Raw genomic sequence first — 26,506 nt, 5'->3', positions numbered from 1 at the left:
TCCTCTCAGTGGGCAACGCCGGCGGCGCCGTGTTCGTCCACCAATGCGCCGGTATTGAATCGATCGATCGAGAACGGGGCCGCCAGCGGGTGCGGCTTGCCTGCCGCCAGGCTGGCGGCGAAGACGTGGGCCGAACCCGGCGTGGCTTTAAAGCCGCCGGTTCCCCAGCCGCAGTTAAACCACAGCCCTTTGACTTTGGTGGCCGACAGAATCGGGCTGGCGTCCGGCGTGGTATCGACGATGCCGCCCCATTGCCGGTTCATGCGCACCCGCGAGAACGCCGGGAACATCTCGACGATCGCCTGCAGCGTATGCTCGATGGTGGAGTAACTGCCGCGCTGGCCGTAGCCGTTGTAGCCGTCGATACCGGCGCCGATCACCAGATCGCCTTTATCCGACTGGCTGATGTAGCCGTGCACGTGGTTTGACATCACCACGGTATCCAGCACCGGTTTCAGCGGTTCGGACACCAGCGCCTGCAGCGGGTGGGATTCCAGCGGCAGCTTCAGCCCGGCCATGCCGGCCAGCACCCCGGAGTTGCCCGCCGCCACGCAGCCGACGGTGCGGGCTTCGATATCGCCGCGGGTGGTGTGCACGCCGTAGACCTGGCCGTCACGCATCATAAAGCCGGTGACCTCGGTCTGCTGCAGGATATCCACCCCCAGGGCGTCCGCCGCGCGCGCAAAGCCCCAGGCGACCGCATCATGGCGCGCCACGCCGCCGCGAGGCTGCCAGGAGGCGCCCAGCACCGGATAGCGGGCGTTTTTCGAACAGTCGAGCATCGGCACCAAATCCTGCACCTGGCGGGCGTCCAGCACCTCGCCGTCGATGCCGTTCAGGCGGTTGGCGTTTACCCGGCGGCGGATGTCGCGCATATCCTGGAGGGTATGCCCCAGATTGAGCACGCCGCGTTGGGAGAACATCACGTTGTAGTTGAGATCCTGCGACAGGCCTTCCCACAGTTTCATTGAGTGTTCAAACAGCGCTGCGGCCTCGTCCCACAGATAGTTGGAGCGCACGATGGTGGTGTTACGGGCGGTATTGCCGCCCCCCAGCCAGCCTTTTTCCACCACCGCCACATTGGTGATGCCGAACTCTTTCGCTAGGTAGTAAGCGGTGCCCAACCCGTGGCCGCCGCCGCCGATGATAATTACGTCATAAGATTTCTTCGGCACGGGGCTGCGCCACATCCGCGGCCAGTCTTCATGGTGGTTGAGGCCATGGCGCAGCAGACTCAAACCTGAATAATGTTGCATAGCGTCTCTTCCTGTCTGTTAGGCGAAAGCGGGGCGGGGCAGCGTCATGCCCTGAGGGTCGCCGTAAACCGGGTAGCGGGCGCACAGCTCCGCCACGTTGGAGCGTACCCAGGCCTCGATATTGCTGCTCTCTTCGTGAGTGCCTTCTTTACCGCGAGCCAGGGTATCCAGAATGTCGCAGATCCAATGCGCCAGCATTTCGCACTCGCGCAGATCAAAGCCGCGGGTGGTGATCGCCGGGGTGCCGATACGCAGTCCCGATGTGACGAAGGGGCTGTGGGGATCGTTGGGCACGGCGTTTTTATTGACGGTGATATGGGCGCGCCCCAGCGCGGCATCCGCCTCTTTGCCGGTAATGCCCTGGCGAATCAGTGAGACCAGGAACAGATGGTTGTCGGTGCCGCCGGAGACCAGATCGTACCCGCGCCGGATGAACACCCCCGCCATCGCCCGGGCATTGTCGATAACCCGTGCCTGATAGCGGACAAACTCTTCGCTCATCGCTTCGCGCAGCGCCACCGCCTTGGCGGCGATCACGTGCATCAGCGGGCCGCCCTGCTGCCCAGGGAAGACTGCGGCATTCAGTTTTTTGTACAGCTCCTCATCGCCGCAGGCGGAGAGGATCATGCCGCCGCGCGGGCCGCGCAGCGTTTTATGGGTGGTGGTAGTGACCACGTGGGCGTGGGGCAGCGGGTTGGGGTAGCAGCGGGCCGCCACCAGCCCGGCGACGTGGGCCATGTCCACCAGCAGCCAGGCACCGACTTCATCGGCGATCTCGCGGAAACGGCGCCAGTTCACCACCCGGGCGTAGGCGGAGAAACCGGCGATAATCAGCTTCGGCTGGTGTTCAAGCGCCAGTCTCCGCACCTCATCGTAATTGATCTCGCCGCTTTCCGGGTCGAGGCCATACTGCACCGCGTTGTAGTGTTTGCCGGAAACGTTAGGCGCCGCGCCGTGGGTCAGGTGGCCGCCGTGGGCCAGGCTCATCCCCAGGATGGTGTCCCCCGGCTTCACCAGCGCCATAAACGCCGCAGCGTTCGCCTGAGCGCCGGAGTGCGGCTGCACGTTGGCGTAGTCGGCGCCGAACAGCAGACAGGCGCGCTCGATAGCCAGCCGCTCCACCACGTCGACGTGTTCACAGCCGCCGTAGTAGCGCTTGCCCGGATAACCTTCAGCATATTTGTTGGTTAACTGGCTTCCCTGAACCGCCATCACCTGAGAGCTGGCGTAGTTTTCGGAAGCGATCAGTTCGATATGGTTTTCCTGACGCACCATTTCGCCAACGACGGCGGCGAAGAGCTGCGGGTCGGTCTTGTTCAAATCATCGGCATTCATCTGCTTATCCTCAGGGTTAGCGCTGCGGCGGCACCATCCGCCTACCGTCAGCCAAGATAGATCGGGGCGTACCCCTGAAGATTGAACAGATGCGACAACTTTATGTCACAATCGCGACATATGTATTTAACTTGCTGTTATTTATGCTTATTTTTTGATGGTGTCGTTTTGTATTTTTGCGTTCAATCGCAAAACGGCCGCTGGCTCGTGGCGACGCTGAGCGCTTTCGGGCTGGCCGATATGCAGAAAGAAGGGATCGACCGCCTGTTCGTGGCCGGTTTTGCGCGCCCGCGACGGAGAGTAGCCGAAGGTTTCACGGAACTGACGCGAAAAGTGAGCGGTATCGGAAAAGCCGCACTGCTCGCCGATATCGGTGACGGTGCGCGGGGTATAGTGCAGCAACCACAGGCCGTAGCGCAGCCGCAGGTTACGCATAAAGCGCTGCGGGGTGACGCCGAGTTCATCGCGAAACTTGCGCTCGATATTGCGCCGTGAAGTGCCTACCCGTCGTGCCAGATCGTCAATCGACAGCGATTCGCCCAGGTGCTGGGAAATAATATCGATTGCCCGGCGCAGCGCCCGATCCGCCACCCGTTCAAACACCACGGGCTGCGGCTGGGGATGCTCGCCGCGCCGCCCTTCGTCAATCAGCATAATATGCAGGCTTTTCATCGCCCAGGCGCGGCCCAGATGGCGTTCCACCAGATAAGCGGCCAGATCCGCCGCCGCGCTGCCGCCGGCGCAGGTGATCAGATCGCCGTCGTCGACGAACAGCCGGTCGGCCACCGGCGTCACCTGCGGAAAGCGCCGGGTCAGATCGCCATGGTGATACCAGCTGACGCAGCAGCGCCGCCCGGGCATCACGCCGGCCTGAATCAGCGCAAACACGCCGGTACAGACGCCCACCAGCGGCACGTTGGCTGCGGCGGCGCGGCGAATGTAGTCCAGCGCTACGCGGTCGGTGTGGTCTTGCTCATCCTGCACGCCGCCGATTACCACCAAATAGTCAAAGCGCGTCGGATCCGCAAAAGGCTGGCAGGGCGCAACGGCGGCGCCGCAGCTGGAGAGCGCCGGTTGGCCGTCGCCGGTCATAAAGGTCCAATGGCAGCGCAGCTGGCGGCTGCGATCTCCCTCATCGGCGGCCAGCCGCAGACAATCGACGAAAGCGGCAAACGGCAGCAGCGTAAAGCGCTGCAGCAGAACGAAACCTACCGTTAGCAAGGGCGACGCATCGGTCATCAGAGATTCCTCGTGGGGGTAGCAGGCTGACTGCCACAGCTTAGCAAGGTAACGGCGGGGACGGTGACCGCATTGTGCCGCCGTCCTGGTATCGGCTCAGCACCACAGTGCCTCGACCGGCGTATCCGCAGAAAAATGGTGGGCGACCTGAGCCTGAAGCAATTCGGCGCAGGCCAGGGCGTCGGTGAGGGCATTGTGCGCCGGGTAGCGGGGCAGATTATAGCGGGTGCGGCTTTCGGGCAGGCGCAGCGAAACCCGCGGCCGGCGACTGAACAGCCGCGCCGCCAGGCTGACGGGGCGATGACGGTGCTGGCGCGCTTCCAGCGCCAGGGTATCGATACAGGGAAAGGTAATCCCTTCCCCGATGCGCCGCTGCAGGGCGGCATCGAGAAACTGCCGCTCGATGCCGCGGTGGTGTACCACCAGCACTTTACCGGCCATCAGTTCGAGCAGCGTGATAAACAGCGCGTTCAGGTCCGGCGCCTTTTCCACTTCGGAATGGGTAATACCGTGGATCACCACCGACTCGTCGCGCAGCACCGCCCGTGGTTTCAGCAGCCAATGGCGGCCGTGCCGCAGGTGAATGCGCTGCAGCGTCATGGGTACCAGCCCGATGCTGACGATATCGTCGCGGCGGGCGTCGGTGCCGGTGGTTTCAAAATCCATCGCCAGCAGCGGCGCCTGGGCGATCGCCGTGTCGGGTGCTATGGCGCCAGCCTGGTAAAATGCCCGCAGCGCCGGATGACGCGCCTGGTGCGCCAGCTCAGCCATCCGCTCCGGCCATACCGGGGGGGCGCATTCGGCGATGGGTTGCCGCGACGTCGTGTTGAACGGGTGCTTGCCGATATAGAACATGGCGACCTCAGCGTATTCGTCCGGCCTGATAGCGGTATTTCAGGAATTTCTGGGCATTGCTCAGGATCTGGAAGGCATCCTTGAGGTTTTTGCGTTCGAAATCCGACAGGTTTTCCGGCTCGATATTGTTATCCGGCTGGCGTTCGGCATCCAGATCCAGCGCCTGATGGCGGATGCGCACCATCGAGATAAACTCCAGCGCGTCACGCAGATCCTGGCCGCGCCCGTGCGGCAGAATATCCGCCTCGATAATCTCCTGCAGGCGTTCAAAGGAGTTACGGGCGCGGGAGCCGATCGCCAGCGCATGCACGCGGATCAGATCCGCCAGCGGGGCGGTGCCGCGCCGTTTCATATTGATGGAGCGGCTGTGCTGGCCGGAAGGCTCCATCACAAACCCCTTAAAAAAGCCGAGCGGCGGCGTGCGCAGCAGCGCGTTGCGCGCCATGCAGGCCAGAAAACGGGCGTTATGGCGCGTCTGCTGTGTAATGCTCTGATTCAGATGTTCCGCCCACTCGGTGTTGCCCCAGACACCGTCGAGGTCGAAAAAGATAGCGCTGTCGAGCAGGGTTTGCGGTGTGGGTTTGCCGATCCAGTCGGCAAAGTAGCGCTCCCACACGGCGAGCGGCTGGCGCCATTTGGCGTTGGTGGCCATAATTCCGCCGTTGCAGTAGCGATAGCCGCAGGCCGCCAGGCCGTCGCTGACGAAGGTCGCCAGCTCAAGGAACCAGCCGTCGTGGCGTAGCGGATCGAAACTGTTGTCGAGCACCAGCGCATTGTCCTGGTCGGTGACGATCAGCTGCTCCTGACGCGCCATCGATCCCAGCGCCAGAAAACAGTAGGGCACCGGCGGCGGCCCCAGCTGCTGTTCCGCCAGCTCCAGCAGGCGCTGGGTAAAACTGCGGCCGATGACCGCCATGGCGCTGCCGATCATCTTCGAGTTGGCGTCTTCACGCACGATGCGCCTGAAGCAGGCGCGGACTTCGCTGCTCAGGGCGCTCAGTTCGGCGACGCTGTTGGCGTGGAAGATGCGGCTGACTACGAACAGGCTGTTCTGAGATTCATAGCGCAGGATATCCGACTGCGATATCACGCCGATGGGCTGACCCTGTCTGAGCACCGGCAGATGATGCACATTGTGACGCATCATGGTCAGCATGGCTTCGAACACCATCTGATGATGTTCGCCGTAAATCAGCTCTGGCGTCATGATCTCGCTGACCGGCGTATCAACGCTCAGCCCTTTGGCGACGACCCGGGTGCGCAGGTCGCGGTCGGTGAGCATGCCGGCCATACGGGCGGCGTTGCCCATTGCGCCCTCCGGCACGCCGGGGTGCATCACCAGTAACGAAGAGACCCCTTCCGTGCTCATTGTGATGGCGGCCTCGCGCACGGTGCCGGAGGTTTCGATGGTGACCGGCTGACGGCCAATCAGCGTATCGATGCTTGAGGTGAGCAGTTCGTTGGCGTCCTCGGTGCGAGCCACGGTGTGGCGCAGCCGGGTGCGGTCTTCCACCTCCACGATGTCGGCGAATGCCTCATACTGCGCAAACAGCTGGTGGAATACCGGGGCAGGGATCAGCCAGGCCAGCGTGTCTTCCAGTGCGGTCACCGGAAAGCGCACGCTGCTTTCGCGAAGCAGGCCGAACTGGCCGAAATATCCTCCCGCGCTGAGGCGATTGTAGAGATCGCCGTTGCGTCGGTAGACCTCGACGGCGCCGCTGCGGAGCACATACCAGGCGTCCACCTGCTGGCCGAAGGACAATATGTGGCTGCCTGCCTTGAAGTAGCTGACTTCGATATTGGCGGCCGCCAGAGCCAGCGCTTCAACGGGCAGCGCGTCGAAGGGCGGATAGCGCCGCAGAAAGTCGATCATGTCCTGATGTTCGGCCTGCATGGTGACCTCCGTGGCAGCCGGAATACCGGAACGGCTCAGCTGCGTTCCGCGCTGGCGTTAGTACGCAGCCGAGGTTCCGTTGCCAGACCTTTCAGCACCGAGACCGCCGCAATCAGCAGCACGATGGCGAACGGCAGCCCGGTGGTCAGCACCATGGTCTGCAGCGCCACCAGTCCGCCGCCCAGCAGCAGCGCTATCGCGACGACGCCCTGGAAGCTGCACCAGAACACTCGCTGCGGCGTGGGCGCGTTGACTTTTCCGCCCGCCGAGATGATATCGATCACCAGCGAGCCGGAGTCCGACGAGGTGACGAAAAACACCACCACCAGCAGAATGCCGATCAGTGAAGTAATCTGCGCCAGCGGCAGCGTGTCGAGCATGGTAAACAGCTGCAGCGGCAGTTCCGCTTCGGCAACGGCCTTGTGTCCCAGGTCAAAAAACTGATGGATGGCGGTATTGCCGAGGATGGTCATCCACATCACACAGGCCAGCGACGGGACAATCAGCACCGAGATAATAAATTCGCGCACGGTCCGGCCACGGGAAACGCGGGCGATAAACATGCCGACAAACGGCGACCAGGAGATCCACCAGGCCCAGTAGAAGGCGGTCCAGCTGGCGACGAAGTTGCCGTCTTCACGGCCGAAGGGGTTGGAGAGCGCCGGCAGGTACTGCAGGTAGGAGGCCAGATTAGAGAAGAAGCCGGTCAGCAGCGCCAGGGTCGGGCCGACGATGATAACGAACAGCAGCAGCAGCGCCGCCAGCATCATATTGATTTCCGACAGGCGGCGTACGCCTTTCTCCAGCCCCGCCACCACCGACAGCAGGGTAATGGCGGTAATGCCGATCACCAACAGGATCTGCGTGGTTTCGCCCATCGGGATGCCGAACAGGTAGTTCAGCCCGGAAGCGGCCTGGGAAGCGCCCAGTCCCAGCGAGGTCGCCAGGCCAAACAGCGTGGCCAGCACCGCCAGAATATCGATGATATGCCCGGGCCAGCCCCAGACCGCATCCCCCAGCAGCGGATAGAACACCGAGCGCATGGTCAGAGGCAGCCCTTTGTTAAAGGAGAACAGCGCCAGCCCCAGCGCCAGCATCGCATAGATGGCCCAGGGGTGCAGCGCCCAGTGGAAGATGGTGGTGGCCATCGCCAGTTGGCGGGCGGCATCCGGGTCGCCCGCGGCGGCGGCCAGCGGCGCGGTGTCGCTGCGTACGCCGTTTTCGATACTGACGCCGCCAAGCGCGCTGGAGAAGTGCGACAGCGGTTCCGAAACGCCGTAGAACATCAGGCCAATCCCCATACCGGCGGCGAACAGCATGGAGAACCAGGCCAGATAGTTGTAGTCCGGTCTGGCCAGGGTGCCACCCAGCCGCACCTTGCCGAGCGGGGAAAACACCAGCACCAGACAGAGAATCACGAAGATATTGCCGACGCTCAGAAAGAACCAGCTCAGGTTGGTGGTCAGCCATTTAAGCACGCTGCTGAAGATGGGTTCCATCTGGCTGTGAAACGCCAGCGTCAAGACGACAAAGATAACGATCGCCACTCCGGAGATGACGAAGACGCGGTTATGAATATCCAGCCCGAAAGGGCCGACGCTGACCACGATATTGTCCTGGCCCACCTGATAGTCGGTATCGTACGGGTTAACCTCACCATCGGGTACCATCGGATCTTTTGAATCCGGCATAGTGATTCCTCCTAGGGAATGGTTGGTGATTGCCTGAACTCTGCGTGGGGCTGGACACGGCCTCTGGTTAGTCAGCCCGTCCAAGACGGATGATAGCGACGGGATGGCGGTGTGAAATGCCTGTCAACGTCTTGACGGGGTCGATTTGCGACATGCGGCTCAGGCGAGGAGCGGCGGTGATTTTCGGTCGGTGTGACGCTTGAAAACGTCGTGAATCGGCATTTCCTGACCTGCGTCCGCAGCGATAATGGACGCTGACATTTCAGGCTCTCGGGAGAAGGTAATGAGTATCAGCGTCTTTGATCTGTTCAAGATTGGGGTCGGCCCCTCCAGTTCACATACCGTAGGGCCGATGCGTGCCGCGCAGCGCTTTGTCCGGCAGTTAAGCGAGCAGGGCGTGCGGGATGCGGTGACGCGCGTCAGGGTGGCGTTGTTTGGCTCCCTGAGCGCCACCGGCGTGGGGCACGGTACCGATAAGGCGACGCTGATGGGGCTGATGGGCGAGTCGCCGGAAACGGTCGATCCCCGCACTATCGACCCCGCGATCCGAGCGGTGTGCGAAACCGGCTTTCTGACCCTGGCCGGCGGGGCTGGCGTGGAGTTTGACTGGAACCGCGATCTGCATTTCGTTGATGAAGTGCTGGCATATCATCCCAACGCCATGCGTTTGACCGCCTTCAACTCGCGGGGCGTGGCGTATGAGAACACCTACTATTCGGTAGGGGGCGGTTTTGTGCTGGATGAGAGCGAGGCCACCGCGAGCGCGCATCTGGTGCCGCAGGTGGAACTGCCTTACGACTTTAACACCTGCGCGGAACTGCTGGCGCACTGCCGGCGGCAGGGGTTAAGAATCAGTGAGCTGATGCTGGAAAATGAAAAGGTATGGCGCGATGAAGCCGAAATCCGCGCCGGTATCGCCGCCCTCTGGCAGGCGATGCAGGATTGTATTGCCCAGGGGCTGGAGAATGAGGGCGTCCTGCCGGGCGGGCTGAACGTCAAGCGCCGTGCTCCCGGGCTGTATCGTTCCCTGCAGCGGGCGACAGGGGCGAATGTGATTGGCACCACGCTGTCGGCGATGGACTGGGTCAATCTCTATGCGCTGGCGGTCAATGAGGAGAACGCTGCAGGGGGGCGTATGGTGACAGCGCCCACTAACGGTGCGGCCGGTATCGTGCCGGCGGTGTTGATGTATTACATGCGCTTCAGCGAGCAGACGCAGGAGCAGGACGTGGTGGACTTTCTGCTGGCAGCGGCGGCGGTAGGGGCGCTGTGTAAGAAAAATGCCTCGATTTCCGGCGCAGAGGTGGGCTGCCAGGGCGAGGTCGGCTCAGCCTGTGCCATGGCCGCCGCCGGGCTGACCGAGGTGCTGGGCGGTACGCCGGAGCAGGTGGAAAATGCGGCGGAGATTGCGCTGGAGCATAACCTGGGGCTGACCTGCGATCCGGTGGCCGGGTTGGTGCAGGTGCCCTGCATTGAGCGCAATGCCATCGCCGCGATGAAAGCGATCAACGCCGCGCAGATGGCGCTGCGGGGAGACGGACAGCACTTTGTTTCGCTCGATAAAGTGATCCGCACCATGCGCGATACCGGACGGGATATGCAGGACAAGTATAAGGAGACGTCGCGCGGCGGTCTGGCGGTGAACGCGATAGAGTGCTGAAGGTTGCCTGATGTCTGCCCGTTTATTGGGCAGATGCACCAAAAAAGCATGGGGTGGCAGGGAATTACCCCGGCCTTATCCGATCAGCATAAACCGTGCCACCTCTGTTTTTTTAATCGCAACAGCGGCGCTAAATCACTATCGATGAATGATTATCGAGATATTGCGCATACATTTTAAATGTAAAAAGGAAGTGGCACATTTGTTGCCTTATTGTTTTCTGTGGAAGTGAAGAAGTATCAGACCCGTTTGTTCCCTCTCCTGACGAGAGACCACAGAGGCAAGAGCATATGTCTGAAACAAATGCATCATCCCGGGATTCTATCAATAACAATAAGACGCATACCGTTGGTTTTTTACTGGTGAACAATTTCACCATGATGGCGCTGGCGACGGCGGTTGAGCCGCTGCGCATGGCGAACCAGTTAAGCGGCCGCGAGCTGTATGACTGGCATACCATCAGCGAGGATGGCGGCGTGGTGATGGCCAGCGACGGCATTCACATTACGCCGGATTGCTCCATGGCCGATTCCAGCGCGCTGGATGTGCTGATCGTGGTCGGCGGCGTCAATATTACCCGCAGCTACAGCCGACGACAGGTGAGCTGGCTGCAGGCGATGGCGCGCAAGCAAATTCTGATTGGCGGCGTCTGTACCGGCCCTTATCTGCTGGCGGAAGCCGGGCTGCTGGACGGTTACCACTGCAGCGCGCATTGGGAGTGTATCGCCTCGATGCAGGAAGCCTATCCCAAAGTGCGATGTACCAATCAATTGTTCGTTATCGAGCGCGACCGCATGACCTGCAGCGGCGGCACGGTGCCGATGGATATGATGCTCAGCATGATCAAGCGCGATTTTGGCTATCAGCTGACGGCGGCGATCTCGGAGATGTTTATCTGCGATCGGGTGCGCAACGAGTCGGACTACCAGCGCATCCCGCTACGCCACGTGCTGGGGACCGCGCAGCCGAACCTGGTGGAGGCGGTGTCGCTGATGGAGGCCAATATCGAAGAGCCGATCGATCTGGACGAGCTGGCCACCTATGTGGGGCTGTCCCGGCGCCAGCTTGAACGTCTGTTTCAGAAGTATCTGCAATGCTCGCCCTCCCGTTACTATATGAAACTCCGCCTGTTCCGGGCGCGGCAACTGCTGAAGCAGACTTCGATGTCGATTATCGAAATCGCGCTGGCCTGCGGTTTTGTCTCGACGCCGCACTTTAGCAAATGCTACCGCGAGCATATTGGCATTCCGCCGCGCGAGGAGCGACGCGGTATACGCAGCCAGGTGCTGAGCGAAACCCTGCCGCAGTTGGTGACCACTGCGCTGCCCGGCCTGAACGGCAAGAAGGAGCGCGTGGCGTCGGCGGTGGCGGTGCGCGCCCTGAGCGAGGCGCGCTTTGAGCCGACCTACGGTTCGGTGACGCTGGGCTGGAGCTCGCCGCCCTGAAGTGCTGAACATCATGCTTATTCTGCTGCCGCCTGCCCGCAACGGGCGGGCGGCGGCTATGTAGCCCAGTCTTCCAGCATGTGGGCGTGGCCTATGGCTCGACGCGTCCTCCACGTTCCGTCATAACGTCCGCATCGGCTTTCTCTTCCTACAGGAACGAACCCCAGCTCGGCTTTACCGGCCGCAGGATGATGGCGTCGCCTTCGCGGGCGATCTCCGGTTCATTGACGCCTGCAGAATCCAGATAGCTCGGCGCCGGCTGCGCTCTGGGTCAGTCAGGTGACGTTTTCAGAACACTTTCTTTGTGGGGTTAACCCTATGCTGTCAAACATCAGGGCCGCTCTGGCCGTTACAGACAGGGGGTGAAAAGATGGACGCAGAACAGTTGCACAACGACGCCATTATTATCGATGGTCTGGTGATTGCGAAGTGGGATCGCGAGCTGTTTGAGGATATGCGGCGCGGCGGCCTGACCGCGGCGAACTGTACGGTGTCGGTCTGGGAAGGGTTTCAGAGCACCGTGGACAATATCGTCGCGATGAACGCGCTGCTCGAGCAGAATTCGGATCTGGTGATAAAGGTGCGCACCACCGACGATATTCGCCGCGCCAAAGCGGCGGGCAAGACCGGCGTGCTGATGGGGTTCCAGAATGCTAATGCCTTTGAGGATCAGCTCGGCTACGTGCAGATATTCAAGGATCTTGGCGTTGGGGTGGTGCAGATGGCCTACAACACCCAGAACCTGGTGGGCACCGGCTGCTATGAGCGCGACGGCGGTCTGTCCGGCTACGGCCGGGAAGTGGTGGCGGAAATGAACCGTGCCGGCGTCATGTGCGATCTCTCCCACGTCGGCGCCAAAACCTCTGAAGAGGTGATTCTGGCGTCGGAAAAGCCGGTCTGCTATTCGCATTGTCTGCCTTCCGGCCTGAAGGATCATCCGCGCAATAAGTCCGATGCGGAGCTGAAGTTTATTGCCGATCACGGCGGCTTTGTCGGCGTCACCATGTTTACGCCGTTCCTGAAAAACGGCATTCACTCCACCATCGACGACTATGTCGAGGCCATCGAATACATCTTCAACCTGGTGGGAGAGGATCAGATCGGTATCGGCACCGACTTCACCCAGGGCCAGGATCAGGCCTTTTTCGAGTGGCTTACCCATGACAAAGGTTACGCCCGCCATCTGACCAGCTTCGGCAAGATCATCAACCCTGAAGGGATCCGCACCCTTGGTGAATTCCCCAATCTGACCGAGGCCCTGCTGCGTCACGGATTCAGCGAACATCAGGTGCGCAAGATTATGGGCGAGAACTGGGTCCGCGTTCTGGCTGAGGTATGGGGCGAATAACCGCCAAGATGAAGATTGTCCGGGAGAAACCATGAGCTCACATGCACCTGAACTGCCGATTGCGGTGGACGACGAAACCGGCGTCTGGACCAGCGATGCGCTGCCGATGCTGTACGTACCGCGTCACTTTTTCGTCAACAACCATATGGCGATTGAAGAAGAGATTGGCGCAGAACGCTATGCGGCGATCCTGTATAAGGCGGGTTACAAATCCGCCTACTACTGGTGTGAAAAGGAGGCGGAAGCCCACGGCATCAGCGGCGCTGCGGTGTTTGAGCACTATATGAAACGGCTCTCCCAGCGCGGCTGGGGGCTGTTTATCATCGAGGCGCTCGATCTGGAGCAGGGCACGGCCCGTATCCGTCTGGAACACTCCGCGTTTGTTTATCAGTACGGCAAGGTCAACCGCAAAGTCGATTACATGTTTACCGGCTGGTTCGCCGGCGCCATGGATCAGGTAGCCCAGAGCCTGGGCTATGCGGTCAGAACCCGGGCGGTCCAGACCCGGAGCGCTGCCGAAGAGGGAAGTGACTACGGCGTGTTTGAGGTAACGCCGCTGTAATACGCGATGGCCGCCTGCGGGCGGCCTGGGTTTAAGCATTGAATCAGGGTGTTGCCATGTCCCAGTTTGATCTCCTGTTCCAGCCGTTGAATATCAATAAGCTGACCATCCGTAACCGCATCGTCAGTACCGCCCACGCCGAGGTGTATGCCACCGACGGCGGCATGACCACCGATCGCTACGTCAAATATTACGAAGAGAAAGCGAAAGGAGGCTGCGGCCTCTGTATCTGCGGCGGCTCCAGCGTGGTGTCGATCGACAGCCCGCAGAGCTGGTGGAGCTCGGTGAACCTGTCGACCGACCGCATCATCCCTCATTTCCAGAACCTGGCCGATGCGGTGCACAAACACGGCGGCAGGATCATGATCCAGATTTCCCATATGGGGCGTCGCTCACGCTGGGACGGTGAAAACTGGCCCAACCTGATGTCGCCGTCGGGCATTCGCGAGCCGGTGCACCGCGCGACCTGCAAAACCATCGAGGTGGAAGAGATCCGGCGGGTGATCGGCGATTTCGCCCGGGCGGCGGTGCGCGCCAAAGAGGGGGGCCTCGACGGCGTGGAGCTTTCCGCCGTGCATCAGCACATGATCGATCAGTTCTGGTCGCCGCGGGTCAACAAGCGTACCGACGAGTGGGGCGGCAGCTTTGAAAACCGCATGCGTTTCGGTATGGAAGTGCTGAAGGCGGTGCGCGAAGCGGTAGGCCCGGATTTTGTGGTGGGCATGCGCATCACCGGTGATGAGTTCCACCCTGACGGCCTGAGCCATGAGGATATGAAGCAGATCGCTGCCTACTACGACGGAACCGGCATGGTGGACTACTTTGGCGTGGTCGGCTCGGGCTGCGATACCCATAACACGCTGGCCAACGTTATTCCGAATATGAGCTACCCGCCGGAGCCGTTCCTGCACCTGGCGGCCGGGATCAAAGACGTGGTGTCGGTGCCGGTGATCCACGCTCAGAACATCAAGGATCCGAACCAGGCGCAGCGCATTCTGGAGCAGGGCTATGTTGATTTTGTCGGCATGACCCGGGCCCATATCGCCGATCCGCACCTGATCGCCAAGATCAAACTGAATCAGGTTGACCAGATTCGCCAGTGCGTGGGCGCCAATTACTGCATCGACCGCCAGTATATGGGGCTGGACGTGCTGTGCATCCAGAACGCGGCGACCTCGCGCGAGTATATGGGGCTGCCGCATAGTATTACCAAGAGCGACGGCCCGCAGCGCAAGGTGGTGGTGGTCGGCGGCGGTCCCGGCGGGATGGAGGCGGCGCGGGTGGCGGCCGAGCGCGGTCATCAGGTCACGCTGCTGGAACGCGGCGCGGAGCTGGGCGGGCAAGTATCGATCGCCGCCAGAGCGCCGCAGCGCGATCAGATGGCGGGTATTACCCGCTGGCTGGCGATGGAGCTGCAGCGGCTGGGAGTGGCGATTCAGTTGAATACCGAAGCGGATGCCGCCACGGTGCGCGATCTGCGGCCGGATGTCTGCATTCTGGCGACCGGCGGTCGTCCGTTCCTGGAGCAAAACCCGGAATGGGGCGCGGACGACGGGCGGGTGGTGTCCAGCTGGGATATCCTGACCGGCGCCGTCGAGCCGGGTAAAAACGTGCTGATTTACGACACCATCTGTGAATTCACCGGCATGTCGACCGCCGACTACCTGACCGCCAAAGGGGCGCTGGTGGAACTGGTGACCGATGATATCAAGCCCGGCGTCGGCATCGGCGGCACCACCTTCCCGACCTATTATCGCAGCCTGTATGAAAAGGCGGTGATCATGACCTCGGATCTGGCGCTGGAGGCGGTATACCGCGAAGGCGACAAGCTGGTGGCGGTGCTGGAAAACGAGTACACCGGCCAGAAAGAGGAGCGGGTGGTGGACCAGGTGGTGGTCGAAAACGGCACCCGGCCAAACGAAGAGCTGTACTACCAGCTGAAGGCGGAATCGCGCAATCAGGGGCAGATCGATAACGAGGCGCTGTTTGCCGCTCAGGCGCAGCCGGTACTGGCAGAGACGGGCGAGGGCATGATCCTCTGGCGGCTGGGGGACTGTGTGTCGCAGCGCAACGTCCATGCGGCGATCTACGACGCACTGCGCCTGTGCAAGGATCTGTAACCCAACGCCCACCCGGCTTATTGCGAGAGAGGACACCATGATACTCGACAGATTACTCCCCGTGTTGCTGGTGATGGCATTGCTGCTGGCGGCGGTCGGTATGATCCGGCGGATCCGCCTCTGGCGCGCCGGCCGGCCGGAAAAAGTGGCCCTGCTGGCCGGGCTGATGGCGATGCCGCGCCGCTATCTGGTGGATCTGCACCATGTGGTGGCGCGGGATAAGGTGATGTCGAACACCCACGTGGCGACCGCGGGCGGCTTTGTGCTGTCGATGCTTTTGATCCTGGCGGTTCACCTGTTCGGCATCCATAGCCGTTGGCTGGCTGGCGCGCTGTTAGGTGCGTTGGCGCTGATGCTGACCGGGGCGCTGTTTGTCTATCGCCGCCGTCGCCATCCGCCGGCGCGGCTGTCGAAGGGGCCGTGGATGCGGCTGCCGAAAAGCCTGCTGGTCTTCGCGGCCAGCTTTTTTATCGCCACGCTGCCCGCGGCGGGCATCCTGCCTGAAGGCAGCGGCGGCTGGCTCTTGGCGGCGCTGCTGGCCGGCGGGATCGTCTGGGGGCTGGTGGAACTGCTGTTCGGCATGGCCTGGGGCGGGCCGATGAAGCACGCTTTTGCCGGCGCGCTGCACCTGGCATTTCACCGGCGGCCGGAGCGCTTTGGCGGCGGACGTTCCACCGCGCTGAAAGCGGTGGATTTGGCTGCGCCGAAGCTGGGGGTGGAGAAGCCCGCCGATTTTACCTGGAACCAGCTGCTCGGTTTCGACGCCTGTGTGCAGTGCGGCCGCTGCGAGGCGGTGTGTCCGGCGTTTGCCGCCGGGCAGCCGCTGAACCCCAAGAAACTGATTCAGGACATGGTGGTTGGCCTGGCCGGCGGCTCGGACGCCCGTTTTGCCGGCAGCCCCTACCCGGGCATCGAGGTCGGCAAGGCGTGCGGCGCTCCGCATCAGCCTATCGTCTCCGGGCTGATCAGTCCGGAGACGCTGTGGTCCTGCACCACCTGCCGCGCCTGCGTTGAGGAGTGCCCGATGATGATCGAGCACGTGGACGCCATCGTTGATATGCGCCGCTTCCTGACGCTGGAGAAAGGCAGCACCCCGAACAAGGGGGCCGAAGTGCTGGATAACCTGATCGTGACCGACAACCCGAACGGTTTTAACCCGCGCAGCCGCACCAACTGGGCGGCGGATCAGAACCTGCGGGTGATGAAAGAGGTGAAGCAGGCGGACGTGCTGTTCTGGGTCTCCGACGGCGCATTCGATATGCGCAGCCAGCGCATTCTGCGCGCCTTTGTGAAGATCCTGAAGGCGGCGGGAGTGGACTTTGCCGTGCTGGGGGACGAAGAACTGGACTGCGGCGACGTGGCGCGCCGTCTGGGGGATGACGCCACCTTCCAACGGCTGGCGAAGCGTAATCTCGCCACCCTGGGCAAATACCGCTTCAACCGCATCGTCACCACCGATCCGCACGCTTTTCACTGCCTGCGCAATGAGTACCCGGAATTCAGCCCCGAAGGCGAGAAGCCGGATTACGAAGTGCTGCACCATACCACCTTTATCAATGAGCTGGTGAAGGCGCAGCTGCTGACCCTGAATGACTACAAGGGCGGCAGCGTGACCTGGCACGACCCCTGCTATCTGGGGCGCTATAACGGCGAATATGAAGCCCCCCGCGAGCTGCTGGCGGAACTGGGTATTCAGCCGGCCGAGATGGAACGTTCCGGCTTTCGTTCCCGCTGCTGCGGCGGTGGCGGCGGCGCGCCGATTACCGATATCCCCGGCGAGAGGCGGATTGCCGATATGCGCATGGAGGATGCCCGCGCCACCGGCGCCGAACTGGTCGCCGTCGGCTGTCAGCAGTGCACCGCGATGCTTGAAGGCGTGGTGGAGCCGCGTCCGGTGGTGAAGGATATTGCCGAACTGGTGGCCGAGGCGCTGGTGGAGCCGAGCGCACCGCCGGCGGCCAGGCGCAAGAGTGAACAACCTGCGATGGAGGTAGCCTGATGAGCGAGATTCTGCGCAGAGACCCGCGCGCCGAATGGATTGCGCGCAACCGCCTGCACCCGCAGCATGCGGCAATGATGATGCCGGCGGGCGAATCACGTGGCCCGTCCGGGCTGATTCGCCGCAACCCGCACGCCGTAGGTTTTATCGGCCCGAACGGCCTCCGCCGCATTGACCGGATGAATGTCGGCGCGCCGGTCGGCCGCGCCGGGCCGCGGACGGTCAGCGCGCTGCAGACGACGGCGCTGCCGCTGCACCGGGTGGAGCAGGTGGAATACTACATTGCGGTAGTGCCCGATATGGAGGGTGGCCGGCTGAGCGATCACGACCGGGATGTGTTGGGTCAGGCCCATGCGCTGATTCGCGAAATCGGCGGCGCCGGAGCGGTGCTGGCCGTGGTGTTCGGCGATCACCGCGAACAGGCGTTTGATACCGCTGGCGTCGACCGGCTGTTGGAACTGAACGGCGACGGCTATCAGGCGTATGCGCCGGAGCTGCGGGTCGCCGCCCTGAACGAGGTCGACAGCCAGTTTGCACCACGTCACTGGCTGCTGCCGGACAGCGTAGCCGGCGGCTTTGAGCTGGGATGCCGGCTGGCGGCGCGTCTTGGCGAACGACCGGCGACGCAGGCCTGGCGGGTTGATGCCGCACAGAGCGTCTGCCGCGGCGCCGGCGGCAGCACCGATATTACCCGCGCCACGCCGCGTATGCTACTGCTGGCATCGGAGTGCGCCGAACCGGTTGATGAAACCCGCCACGAGGCATTGCCGGTGCAGTTGCAGCAGACGGTAAGCGTGGCGGCGCGCATTCGTGATGACGGGCAGGTGGCGGTGGATCCCAACGCGGTGGCGCTGGCAGAGGCGGAGTTTATCCTTTCGGCGGGCAACGGTGTGCAGGACTGGACGCTGTTTCACCAGTGCGCCGAAGCGCTCGGCGCGACGGAAGGCGCCAGCCGGGTGGCGGTGGACGATGGCCATATGCCGCGCCAGCGTCAGGTTGGCGCTACCGGCACCTGGGTCACCGCCCGGGTTTATGTGGCGGTGGGCATTTCCGGCGCCATTCAGCATTTGCAGGGCATCGGGCAGTGCGACAAGGTGATCGCCATTAACACCGATGCCGGCTGCGATATGGTGAAGCGCGCGGCGCTCAGCGTGATTGGCGACAGCAGCGAGATTATGGCCCAGCTGATCCGGCTGGTCAGGGAGCACCATCAGGGGGAGTTTGAACATGCAGCCTGAAAAGCATCATGCAGACCTGCGCGTGACAGCGCTGGTATCGATTGGCAAGCACCCCGGCTCTGCGCGCGAGCGCCGCGCTGGGCAGGACGCCCGGGCCGTCGAGCTGGGCATGACGCTGGCGTCTGACGGGCTGGAGGTGCTTCATGCGGGCGATCCTCAAGCCGAGGCGCTGCGCAGCTATGCAGGGATGGGGCTGGACGTCCTGCGGGTTCTGGATCAGGAGGAGAATGCGGATGTGGTGCCGGCGCTGTGCCGTTATCTGAGCCAGGACAAACCGGATATTATCCTGACCGGCGTACGGGCCGAGAGCGGCGAATCGTCCGGTATGCTGCCTTACCTGCTGGGGGAGGCGCTGGGCATGCCGGTGGTGACCGGCATTGCCGATATTGTCGCTGTCGATGGCGGCGAGGCGCAGCTGCTGCAGGCGTTGCCGCGCGGCCAGCGCCGGGCGCTCAGGGTGCCGCTGCCGTTTATCGCCAGCGTTGATATGGCGGCGCCGGCGCCGCGCCAGAGCGCGTTTGGCCCCGCCAGCCGGGCGCGGCTGGAAAGCACGCCGGCAGGCATTGCCTGTCCCGATGAGGTCAGGGCGCAGTGGAGCGAAGCGCCGGCCCGCAAGCGGCCGAAGCGCCTGCAGGTGGTGAAGGCGAAAACCGCCGCCGACCGTTTCAAGGCGGCGACCGCGAAGTCGCAGGGCGACGGCGGCCGTATCCTGCGCGATAAGCCGGCGCCTGAGATGGCACAGGCGATATTCGATCTGCTGTTGGAGGAAGGCGTGGTGCGCGGCGGCCGGTGAGGCGTGTTGTTCAGGTTGTTTTTTATACCAAGAAAAGATCGTACCGTTGCCCGGCCCTCTCAGGCGAGAGGGCCGGGGCAAAGGGGAATCAGCCATATTGTCGTTCGACGTCGGGCACGCCGATCGGGTAGTGCTCGCTGTTATCCGTCTCGCCCAGATTTTTCAGCACGGTATCGCTGTACCACTCCAGGAAGTTGATCACGCCGAACTCGTAGGTTTCGGAGTAAGGACCGGGCTGATAGCCGATGGAGTTAATGCCGCGCTGGTTCTCTTCACCCAGAACGCGATCCTGATCGTTGGTGGCATCCCAGACCTGGCGCAGGCGCTCCGGATCGTAATCGACGCCCGGCACCGCATCCTTATGCACAAACCATTTGGTGGTCACCAGTGACTCCTGGGCCGAGATCGGCAGCACCCGGAACACGATAAAGTGATCGCTCTGCATGTGGTTCCAGGAGTTGGGCAGGTGCAGGATGCGCATCGATCCCAACTGGCGGCTCTGAATGCGGCCGAGCAGTTTGGTGCAGCCTTCGCTGCCGTCGATGGTCATCACGTTGGCCCCCGGTTTCAGCGGCATACGCACGATGCGGTTGCGCTGGCCAAAGCTTTGGTGGCGATGCGGGATCCCTTCCTGATCCCACCGTTCGGCCTGCTGGTTGTAGTAGTCGATAAACTCCGGCGTGGCGCGCGGATCGTTGGTGTCGTCCCACTCCAGCAGGGTGTTGAGCAGTTCCGGGTGGCTGCCTGCGCAGTGGTAGCATTCGCGGTTATTTTCCAGCACCAGCTTCCAGTTGGCCTTTTCATACATCTCGGATTCGGTCGCCAGCTTGGTGTTCTCCACGTCGTACGGCGCCATATATTCTTCGAGCGTCGCCAGGAAGTCATCGAAGTCGGATTCCGGCTGCTGCTCCGCGATGCAGACAAAGATAAAACCACCGGCGGTGCGGCAAAACGCCGGCTTCAGGCCGTGCTGACGCGGCTCGAAGCCGTCCCCCATATGGGTGCCGGCAAACAGCAGGTTGCCCTTCAGATCGTAGGTCCACTGGTGGTACGGGCAGACCAGGTTCGCTACCTTGCCGCGCGGCTGCTGACAGATGCGCGAGCCGCGGTGGCGGCAGGTATTGTGGAAAGCGTTGACCGCGCCGTCGGCGTCGCGCACCACCAGCACCGGGTTCTGGCCGATTTCAAGGGTGAAATAGTCGCCCTTTTTCGGGATTTCGCTGGTCATGCCAACGAACAGCCACTCTTTCTGAAACACTTCCTCCATATCAATGCGGAATAGGGCCGGATCGTTATACAGCGGCTGCGGCAGCGAATAGTTCGGCTGGCGCCTTTTGAGCAAGTCGGCCATCTGTTCGCGCGCATCGGTAATGCTGGCGCAGGTGATATTCAGCAGATCGTTATGACTCATGATGTTGCTCTTCTCATTCAGATCAAAGTGTTTCGCGCCCGCGCGCGGACGCATCCTGGTTGCAACAACGCCCCGTTCCCGGTCACCCCATTGGAGAAATGGGTCACTGTTGGATCAGATGCTGCACCCGGTCGAGAATAAGGAATGTTCTGGCTGCGACATCGATCCCCTCCGTTAGAGACGTCGAGGGAAAGTATTGTTGTCCGGTGGTTTTTTCAGATATCTCGATGTCGTGAATAAGTAAATGGCAAAGGGGGGTTGAACTGAAAATTCAGTCCGTATTGCGGCCGCGCCGAACCATCGCGAGCTATTCATCGACACCTGGCCCACAGGAAGCATTCCCTATGACCAACCAGACTATTTCGGTAGTAAATAGCGGCGCTTTTGAGCCCGTAACCACCCAGACTTGGATCAACGGTCGTCATGCTGTGCGTTGCGTCAAAGTGATTCAGGAAACCTGGGATGTAAAAACCTACTGCTTTATGGCCGAGCAGCCGATCATGTTCTTCTTTAAGCCCGGCCAGTTCGTCACCCTGGAGCTGGAGATCGACAGCGAGCAGGTGTTCCGTTCCTACACCATTTCCAGCTCGCCGTCGGTGCCCTACAGTTTCTCGATCACGGTCAAACGGGTGCCGGGGGGTAAGGTGTCCAACTGGCTGCATGACAACATGAGCGAGGGGATGGAGCTGGCGGTGCATGGTCCGGTTGGCCAGTTTAACTGTATCGATAACCCGAGCGACCGGGTGCTGTTTCTGTCGGGGGGCGTCGGCATTACGCCGGTGATGTCGATGGCGCGCTGGTATTTTGATACCAACGCCGACGTCGATATGGTGTTTGTTCACAGCGCGCGTACGCCGCGAGACATTATTTTCCAGCGCGATCTGGAGAATATGGCCGCGCGCATCGCCAACTTTAAGCTGAACCTGATTTGCGAACGCTATGAGTCAGGCCAGAACTGGGGCGGCTATCGCGGCTTCTTTAATCACGCGATGCTGGAAATGATGGCTCCCGATTTTATGGAACGCGAAGTCTACTGCTGCGGTCCGGCGCCTTATATGAAGGCGGTGCGCAACATGCTGCAGGAAGCCGGGTTTGATATGCGTCGCTATCACGAGGAATCGTTCGGCGCGACGCCGGAGCCGGTCAAAGAGCAGGCGCAGCAGGATGCCGAACAGGCGGCCGAAGAGGCCGAAGCGATACCGCGTTCCGACCTGATTCAGGTGTTCTTCGCCAGCACCGGCAAGAGCGTGCAGATCGCGCCGGGGGAAACCGTACACGCCGCCGCCGCCAAACTGGGGCTGCACATCCCCAAAGCCTGCGGCATGGGAATCTGCGGCACCTGCAAGGTGAAGAGGCTGGAGGGCGCGGTCGAGATGGCGCATAACGGCGGCATTACCGATGAGGATGTCGAAGAGGGCTATATTCTCTCCTGCTGCAGCGTGCCGACGGGGGATGTGGTGGTGGAGTATTAAGGCAGATGCGGCCACGGAGGGCGCAGTTTCTCTTGACTGACGGGAAAACCCCGGGCGGTCAGCCCGGGGTGTGATTTATGATGCGCGCGCGACGCCGCGCAGCTGGTGTTGGCTGCTCAGCAACGCCCAGCCGCTCAGCAGCGCCACCATCATCAGGTAGTAGCTTGGCGCTAGGCTGGTGCCGGTCATGCTGATCAGCAAGGTGCAAATCAGCGGCGCAAAGCCGCCGAACACCGTCACCGCCACGTTATAGCCGATCGCCATACCGCTGGCGCGGGTCTCCATCGGGAACAGATCCGCCATCACCGACGGCACCGTGGAGAAATACACCGATTTCAGCAGCGCCATCCAGCCGACCAGCAGCATCAGGGTCAGCGGCGTGGTGTGGTTGACCACCAGACGGAATGCCGGGTAGATGCTGACCACCAGCAACAGCAGCGAACCCCACATCAACGGCAGCCGGCCGACTTTTTCCGCCCATAGTCCCACCAGCGGCGTCACCACCGTCAGGATTACGCCGGCCAGCAGCGTTGCGCTGAAGGCCACCGACCCCGGCAGATGCAGGTTCTTGGTGGCGTAGGTCGGCACATAGTTGAGCATGTAGTTGATGGCGGTGGAGATCACCATCAGCCCGATAGCCAACAGCAGCAGTCGTTTTTGACTGCCCAGCAGCGTCTTGAGCGGCGCTCTGGCTTTCACATGCTGTTTGAAGCTGGCCGGCTCATGGACGTGACGGCGAATATACAGCCCTACCGGGCCAATCAACAGGCCGAAGGCGAAGGGAATGCGCCAGCCCCATTCCTGAATCTGCGCTTCGCTCAACCAGTAGGTCATGCCCAGACCAAACGCCGAGGCCAGCAGGGTACTGGCCCCCTGGGTAGCAAACTGCCAGCTGGCGATAAACGCCTTGCGTTCGGGGAAGTGTTCTACCAGAAACGCGGTTGAGCTGCCGAACTCGCCGCCGGCGGAGAAACCCTGGATCAGACGGGCGAGCAGGATCATCAGCGGTGCCGCCAGCCCGATGGTGGCGTAAGACGGCATAAAGGTGATGATAACGCCGCCGAGCATCATCAGGCTGATTGACGCCAGCAGGGCTTTTTTACGTCCGACGCGGTCGGCGTAGGCGCCCAGCACTACGGCGCCCAGCGGGCGGATCAGAAAGGAGACGCCGAAGCTGCCGAAGGTCAGCAGCATTGAGACGGCGGGATCTTCGGTGGGAAAGAAGGCATGGGCGATATAGTTGGCGAAAAAGCCGTAAACGGCGATATCGAACCATTCCAGGGCGTTGCCGATGCAGGTGGCGAACAGCGTTTTGTAGAGATGCGGCTTATTGCCGGCAACCGGTGTGTGGGCGGACGTACTCATCGTGTCGCCTCCCGCCGGCGCTGCGCCAGCACGTCACCACCGTTCTCGCCGAGATCCCAGAACAGGCGCGTCATAATCTGCAACCCCTCACGGGCGATAGATTGCAGCATATGTTCATTTACGCCGTGCTGGCCGCAGGCCGGATAGGAATGCGGCACCCACAGCGTGGGCAGCCCCAGAATATCGGCGAACACGTCGTTAGGCAGCGAACCGCCGAGGTTAGGCAGCAACGCCGGTTTTTTACCGCTGGTGCGCTGCATGATATCAAGCGCCCAGTGCACCAGCGGATCCTGAGGATCGAGGCGGGTGGCGGGGGAGCCGCGCAGCCACTCCACCTCGACATTGCCAAAGCCGTGCGCTTGCAGGTGGGCCTGCAGGTGCTCGACCAGCCGCTGCCAGTCGGTGCCGACCACAAAGCGCAGCTGGCAGACCGCCGTGGCGCTGGCAGGGATGGCATTCATCGGCCGTTGCGGATTGCCGGTCTGGTAGGCCAGTACTTCCAGCGTATTCCAGCCGTAGAGCCGCTCGCTGGGCGTTAATCCTGTTTCACCCCAGTTTTCATCAATCTGCGGGTCGTGGGGTTGGCCGCCGACATCCAGCTCGCGCAAAATAGCGCGCATGGCGTCATCCAGCGCCGGCGGCTGTAATGCGGCGACCTGCAGCTGACCGTGCTGATTGACCAGCGAGGCGAGGGCGTTGGCAAGCTGGATGCCGGGGTTGCTGAGCAGGCCGCCCCAGTTGCCGGAATGGTAGGCGTTATCCCGCGCGCGAATGCTCAGGCGGAAATTGACGCAGCCGCGTGAGCCGAGGAACAGCGTCGGCTGCATGGCGTTCAGCCGCGGGCCGTCGGAGGCGATAAACAGATCGGCCTGCAGCAGATCTCGCTGACGGCGGCAGATCTCCGCCAGTCCCGGGGAGCTGATCTCTTCCCCCATTTCGAAGATCAGTTTGCAGTTAAAACCCAGCCTGCCGCCGCGCGCCTGAAACACCTGCTCCAGAGCGGCGAGGTTGATGCTGTGCTGCCCTTTGTTATCGGCGCTGCCGCGCCCGTACCAGCGATCGCCTTCCTCATGCAACTGCCACGGGGAGAGATCGCTGCGCCAGTTGTCATCATCGCCGAAGACGACGTCGCCGTGGCCGTAGCTCAGCAGGGTCGGCAGCGCAGGATCCTCGATGCGTACGGCGATCAGAAACGGTCGGTTGGCCGCTTCCGGGTTATCGCACAGATGAAGTTCAAAGCCGAGCGCGCGCAGCGGCGGCATGATCTCCTGCTGCAGGTATTGCATCAGCAGCGCATCGCGATCCTGCCGCTGGCTTTCCGTTTGCAGGGCAATACGGCGCGCCAGCTCCTGCCGAAAAGCCCCGCTGTCAAAATAGGCGTTTGCCTGTTGTACCACCTGTTCACCCGTCATGGTTGCTTCCCGTTGTGTTTGTTGTTGATGTTGTGTTGGTTTTCATTGTTATGCGGGTATCTAAGCTAAAATTGAGGTTTGCCACAATTGTCTATTTAACAAACAAGCTTTGCTGTTATAACAAGGCTTGTTTGCCCTGTTGTGAAGCATGCGCCGCCAGGAGGCCCCGGAATGATCAGTAGTGAAGTGCGTTTTTTTCTGGCGGTGGCCAGCAGCGGTTCGCTGAGTGCCGCCAGCGAACAGTTATTTGTGGCGGTATCGGCCATCAGCCGCAAGATTCAGCGCCTGGAAGCGCAGGTGGGGGCGCCGCTGTTTGAGCGCCATGCGCGCGGTATGGTGCTGACCGAAGCAGGGCAGATTTTTGAGAATCACCTGCGCAAGAGCTTGCTGAATATTGAACAGGCGATGGCGGAAATTAAGGGGCTGAAAGCGGTGCGGCGCACGGCGCTGCGCGTGGCGTGTTCCAACGGCCTGGCCTTTTCGCTGCTGCCGCAATTGATGGCCCGTTTTCGTCAGCAGAATCCGGCGGTGACTTTTGTGCTGACGGTGGCGGACAGCAAAACCCTGGCGCGTCTGGTGCGCAACGGCGAATGCGATCTGGCGCTGCAGTTCAGCCTGCACCCCGAGCAGGGGGTGGACGTGCTCGCCTCGTGGGCGGCGCCGGTATTGCTGCTGATGCACAGCGATCATCCGTTGGCGAATCAGCAGGTGGCGCTGACCGACCTGTGTCAGTATCCGGTGTGTTTGCCGGAGCCGAGCACCACCATACGCCAGCTGTTTGATATCTGCTGCCAGATGAGCGGCACCTTTATTGAGCCGGTTTTGACCTGCGATAACTTTGCCGCGTTGTTCAATTTTTTGCAGGTTTCACCGCGCGCGGTGTCTATTTGCAGCCAATTCACCGTATTGCCGCTGTTGCAACAGCCCATCACCATCAAATCTTTTGGCGTTGATCAGCTCAGCCAGCGTACGCTGCAGTTACAGCTGCCGCCGGGCCGGCAGCGCAGCGCCGCGCTGCAGCTGTTTGTTGAATTTGTCAGCGACACGCTGAACCAGGAGGATAGCACTGTACGCCGGCGCTATGCGCTATAGATGGATAACGTAATGGAAACCGGGTAAAAAAACGCCTTTTCCCCGGCAATGCCGTCGGCCGCGTGTTTTTTAAACAACCGGTGCCATAGCCCGTTGATTAGGCTTGCTTGTCGGCCGGGCGCTGTATTATATTGCGCAGCACGGAAACGGAACGTTTTCCGACAGAATTCGCCGGCTTAGCTCAGTAGGTAGAGCAACTGACTTGTAATCAGTAGGTCACCAGTTCGACTCCGGTAGCCGGCACCAATTAAAAAGCCACCTCAATGAGGTGGCTTTTTTGCGTTATATCATCGTCGAATCCGCCGGCATGTTGCCGGCG

Annotated in this window: 19 protein-coding genes, 1 tRNA gene and 1 pseudogene; 11 read left to right on the top strand and 10 right to left on the bottom strand. The window is 61.7% G+C overall.

The features are described 5' to 3' along the window. Positions 1-5: 5 nt before the first annotated feature. The 6 genes from TAN611_RS15800 to TAN611_RS15775 form a co-directional block, all read right to left on the bottom strand. On the bottom strand, positions 6-1,256 hold the full coding sequence (locus tag TAN611_RS15800) for a sarcosine oxidase subunit beta family protein (protein WP_105231892.1): 1,251 nt from the start codon (positions 1,254-1,256) through the stop codon (positions 6-8). A gap of 18 nt (positions 1,257-1,274) precedes the next feature. Further along, entirely contained in the window at positions 1,275-2,591 is a 1,317-nt protein-coding gene (gene glyA, locus TAN611_RS15795; RefSeq protein ID WP_105231891.1) for a serine hydroxymethyltransferase, read from the bottom strand. A gap of 147 nt (positions 2,592-2,738) precedes the next feature. Beyond that, positions 2,739-3,830, bottom strand: a complete 1,092-nt coding sequence (locus TAN611_RS15790) for a GlxA family transcriptional regulator (RefSeq protein ID WP_203066717.1) — start codon at positions 3,828-3,830, stop codon at positions 2,739-2,741. Positions 3,831-3,926: 96 nt separating this feature from the next. Further along, positions 3,927-4,685: a 3'-5' exonuclease gene (locus TAN611_RS15785; RefSeq protein ID WP_105231889.1), complete on the bottom strand. Its 759-nt coding sequence runs from the start codon at positions 4,683-4,685 to the stop codon at positions 3,927-3,929. Between the two features lie 7 nt (positions 4,686-4,692). Next, positions 4,693-6,579, bottom strand: a complete 1,887-nt coding sequence (locus TAN611_RS15780) for a DUF294 nucleotidyltransferase-like domain-containing protein (protein ID WP_203066716.1) — start codon at positions 6,577-6,579, stop codon at positions 4,693-4,695. Positions 6,580-6,614: 35 nt separating this feature from the next. Beyond that, a complete protein-coding gene (locus TAN611_RS15775) occupies positions 6,615-8,270 on the bottom strand; it encodes a BCCT family transporter (RefSeq protein ID WP_105231887.1) in 1,656 nt (551 codons plus the stop codon). A gap of 283 nt (positions 8,271-8,553) precedes the next feature. On the opposite strand from TAN611_RS15775, the gene TAN611_RS15770 reads away from it, so the two are divergent. Beyond that, positions 8,554-9,930: an L-serine ammonia-lyase gene (locus tag TAN611_RS15770; protein ID WP_203066715.1), complete on the top strand. Its 1,377-nt coding sequence runs from the start codon at positions 8,554-8,556 to the stop codon at positions 9,928-9,930. A 290-nt stretch (positions 9,931-10,220) separates the two neighbouring features. Further along, positions 10,221-11,375 carry a GlxA family transcriptional regulator gene (locus TAN611_RS15765; protein WP_105231885.1) on the top strand — a complete coding sequence of 385 codons (1,155 nt, stop codon included), beginning with the start codon at positions 10,221-10,223 and terminating at the stop codon, positions 11,373-11,375. 151 nt (positions 11,376-11,526) lie between these two features. Here TAN611_RS15765 and TAN611_RS15760 read toward each other — a convergent pair. Then, positions 11,527-11,643: pseudogene (locus tag TAN611_RS15760) on the bottom strand (AbrB/MazE/SpoVT family DNA-binding domain-containing protein); the annotation flags it as partial. A gap of 102 nt (positions 11,644-11,745) precedes the next feature. Between TAN611_RS15760 and TAN611_RS15755 the strand changes: the two are divergent. The 6 genes from TAN611_RS15755 to TAN611_RS15730 are packed head-to-tail and all read left to right on the top strand — an operon-like array spanning position 11,746 to position 19,435. Further along, on the top strand, positions 11,746-12,723 hold the full coding sequence (locus tag TAN611_RS15755; protein ID WP_187044385.1) for a dipeptidase: 978 nt from the start codon (positions 11,746-11,748) through the stop codon (positions 12,721-12,723). 31 nt (positions 12,724-12,754) lie between these two features. After that, positions 12,755-13,285, top strand: coding sequence for a 4-vinyl reductase (locus tag TAN611_RS15750; protein ID WP_105231883.1), 531 nt, complete (start codon positions 12,755-12,757; stop codon positions 13,283-13,285). A 56-nt stretch (positions 13,286-13,341) separates the two neighbouring features. Further along, positions 13,342-15,405, top strand: coding sequence for a dimethylglycine demethylation protein DgcA (gene dgcA, locus TAN611_RS15745; protein WP_203066714.1), 2,064 nt, complete (start codon positions 13,342-13,344; stop codon positions 15,403-15,405). Between the two features lie 40 nt (positions 15,406-15,445). Further along, entirely contained in the window at positions 15,446-17,404 is a 1,959-nt protein-coding gene (locus TAN611_RS15740) for a (Fe-S)-binding protein (RefSeq protein WP_203067792.1), read from the top strand. Beyond that, a complete protein-coding gene (locus tag TAN611_RS15735) occupies positions 17,404-18,642 on the top strand; it encodes an electron transfer flavoprotein subunit alpha/FixB family protein (RefSeq protein WP_203066713.1) in 1,239 nt (412 codons plus the stop codon). The genes TAN611_RS15740 and TAN611_RS15735 overlap by 1 nt, the downstream gene beginning before the upstream one ends. After that, positions 18,632-19,435: an electron transfer flavoprotein subunit beta gene (locus TAN611_RS15730; RefSeq protein ID WP_203066712.1), complete on the top strand. Its 804-nt coding sequence runs from the start codon at positions 18,632-18,634 to the stop codon at positions 19,433-19,435. The genes TAN611_RS15735 and TAN611_RS15730 overlap by 11 nt, the downstream gene beginning before the upstream one ends. A gap of 88 nt (positions 19,436-19,523) precedes the next feature. On the opposite strand, the gene TAN611_RS15725 is transcribed toward TAN611_RS15730, so the two are convergent. Beyond that, positions 19,524-20,846, bottom strand: a complete 1,323-nt coding sequence (locus tag TAN611_RS15725; protein WP_105233441.1) for an aromatic ring-hydroxylating dioxygenase subunit alpha — start codon at positions 20,844-20,846, stop codon at positions 19,524-19,526. Positions 20,847-21,190: 344 nt separating this feature from the next. On the opposite strand from TAN611_RS15725, the gene TAN611_RS15720 reads away from it, so the two are divergent. Then, on the top strand, positions 21,191-22,318 hold the full coding sequence (locus TAN611_RS15720; RefSeq protein ID WP_105231879.1) for a hybrid-cluster NAD(P)-dependent oxidoreductase: 1,128 nt from the start codon (positions 21,191-21,193) through the stop codon (positions 22,316-22,318). A gap of 75 nt (positions 22,319-22,393) precedes the next feature. On the opposite strand, the gene TAN611_RS15715 is transcribed toward TAN611_RS15720, so the two are convergent. Together TAN611_RS15715 and TAN611_RS15710 are read right to left on the bottom strand one after the other, a co-directional pair. Next, the gene (locus tag TAN611_RS15715; protein ID WP_105231878.1) at positions 22,394-23,683 is read right to left on the bottom strand and encodes an MFS transporter; all 1,290 of its coding nucleotides are present in this window, start codon (positions 23,681-23,683) and stop codon (positions 22,394-22,396) included. Continuing rightward, a complete protein-coding gene (locus TAN611_RS15710) occupies positions 23,680-25,095 on the bottom strand; it encodes a M20 family metallopeptidase (RefSeq protein ID WP_203066711.1) in 1,416 nt (471 codons plus the stop codon). The genes TAN611_RS15715 and TAN611_RS15710 overlap by 4 nt, the downstream gene beginning before the upstream one ends. A gap of 171 nt (positions 25,096-25,266) precedes the next feature. On the opposite strand from TAN611_RS15710, the gene TAN611_RS15705 reads away from it, so the two are divergent. Next, positions 25,267-26,187 carry a LysR family transcriptional regulator gene (locus TAN611_RS15705; RefSeq protein ID WP_203066710.1) on the top strand — a complete coding sequence of 307 codons (921 nt, stop codon included), beginning with the start codon at positions 25,267-25,269 and terminating at the stop codon, positions 26,185-26,187. Between the two features lie 170 nt (positions 26,188-26,357). Then, positions 26,358-26,433: transfer RNA gene (locus tag TAN611_RS15700), tRNA-Thr, on the top strand. Positions 26,434-26,506: the final 73 nt, after the last annotated feature.

Origin of the sequence: Serratia sp. Tan611 (assembly GCF_905188235.1) — a bacterium.
Classification (GTDB): domain Bacteria; phylum Pseudomonadota; class Gammaproteobacteria; order Enterobacterales; family Enterobacteriaceae; genus Serratia_B; species Serratia_B rhizosphaerae.
Note: the sequence above shows the minus strand (reverse complement) of the source record. Positions and strands in the feature narration are given on the sequence as shown.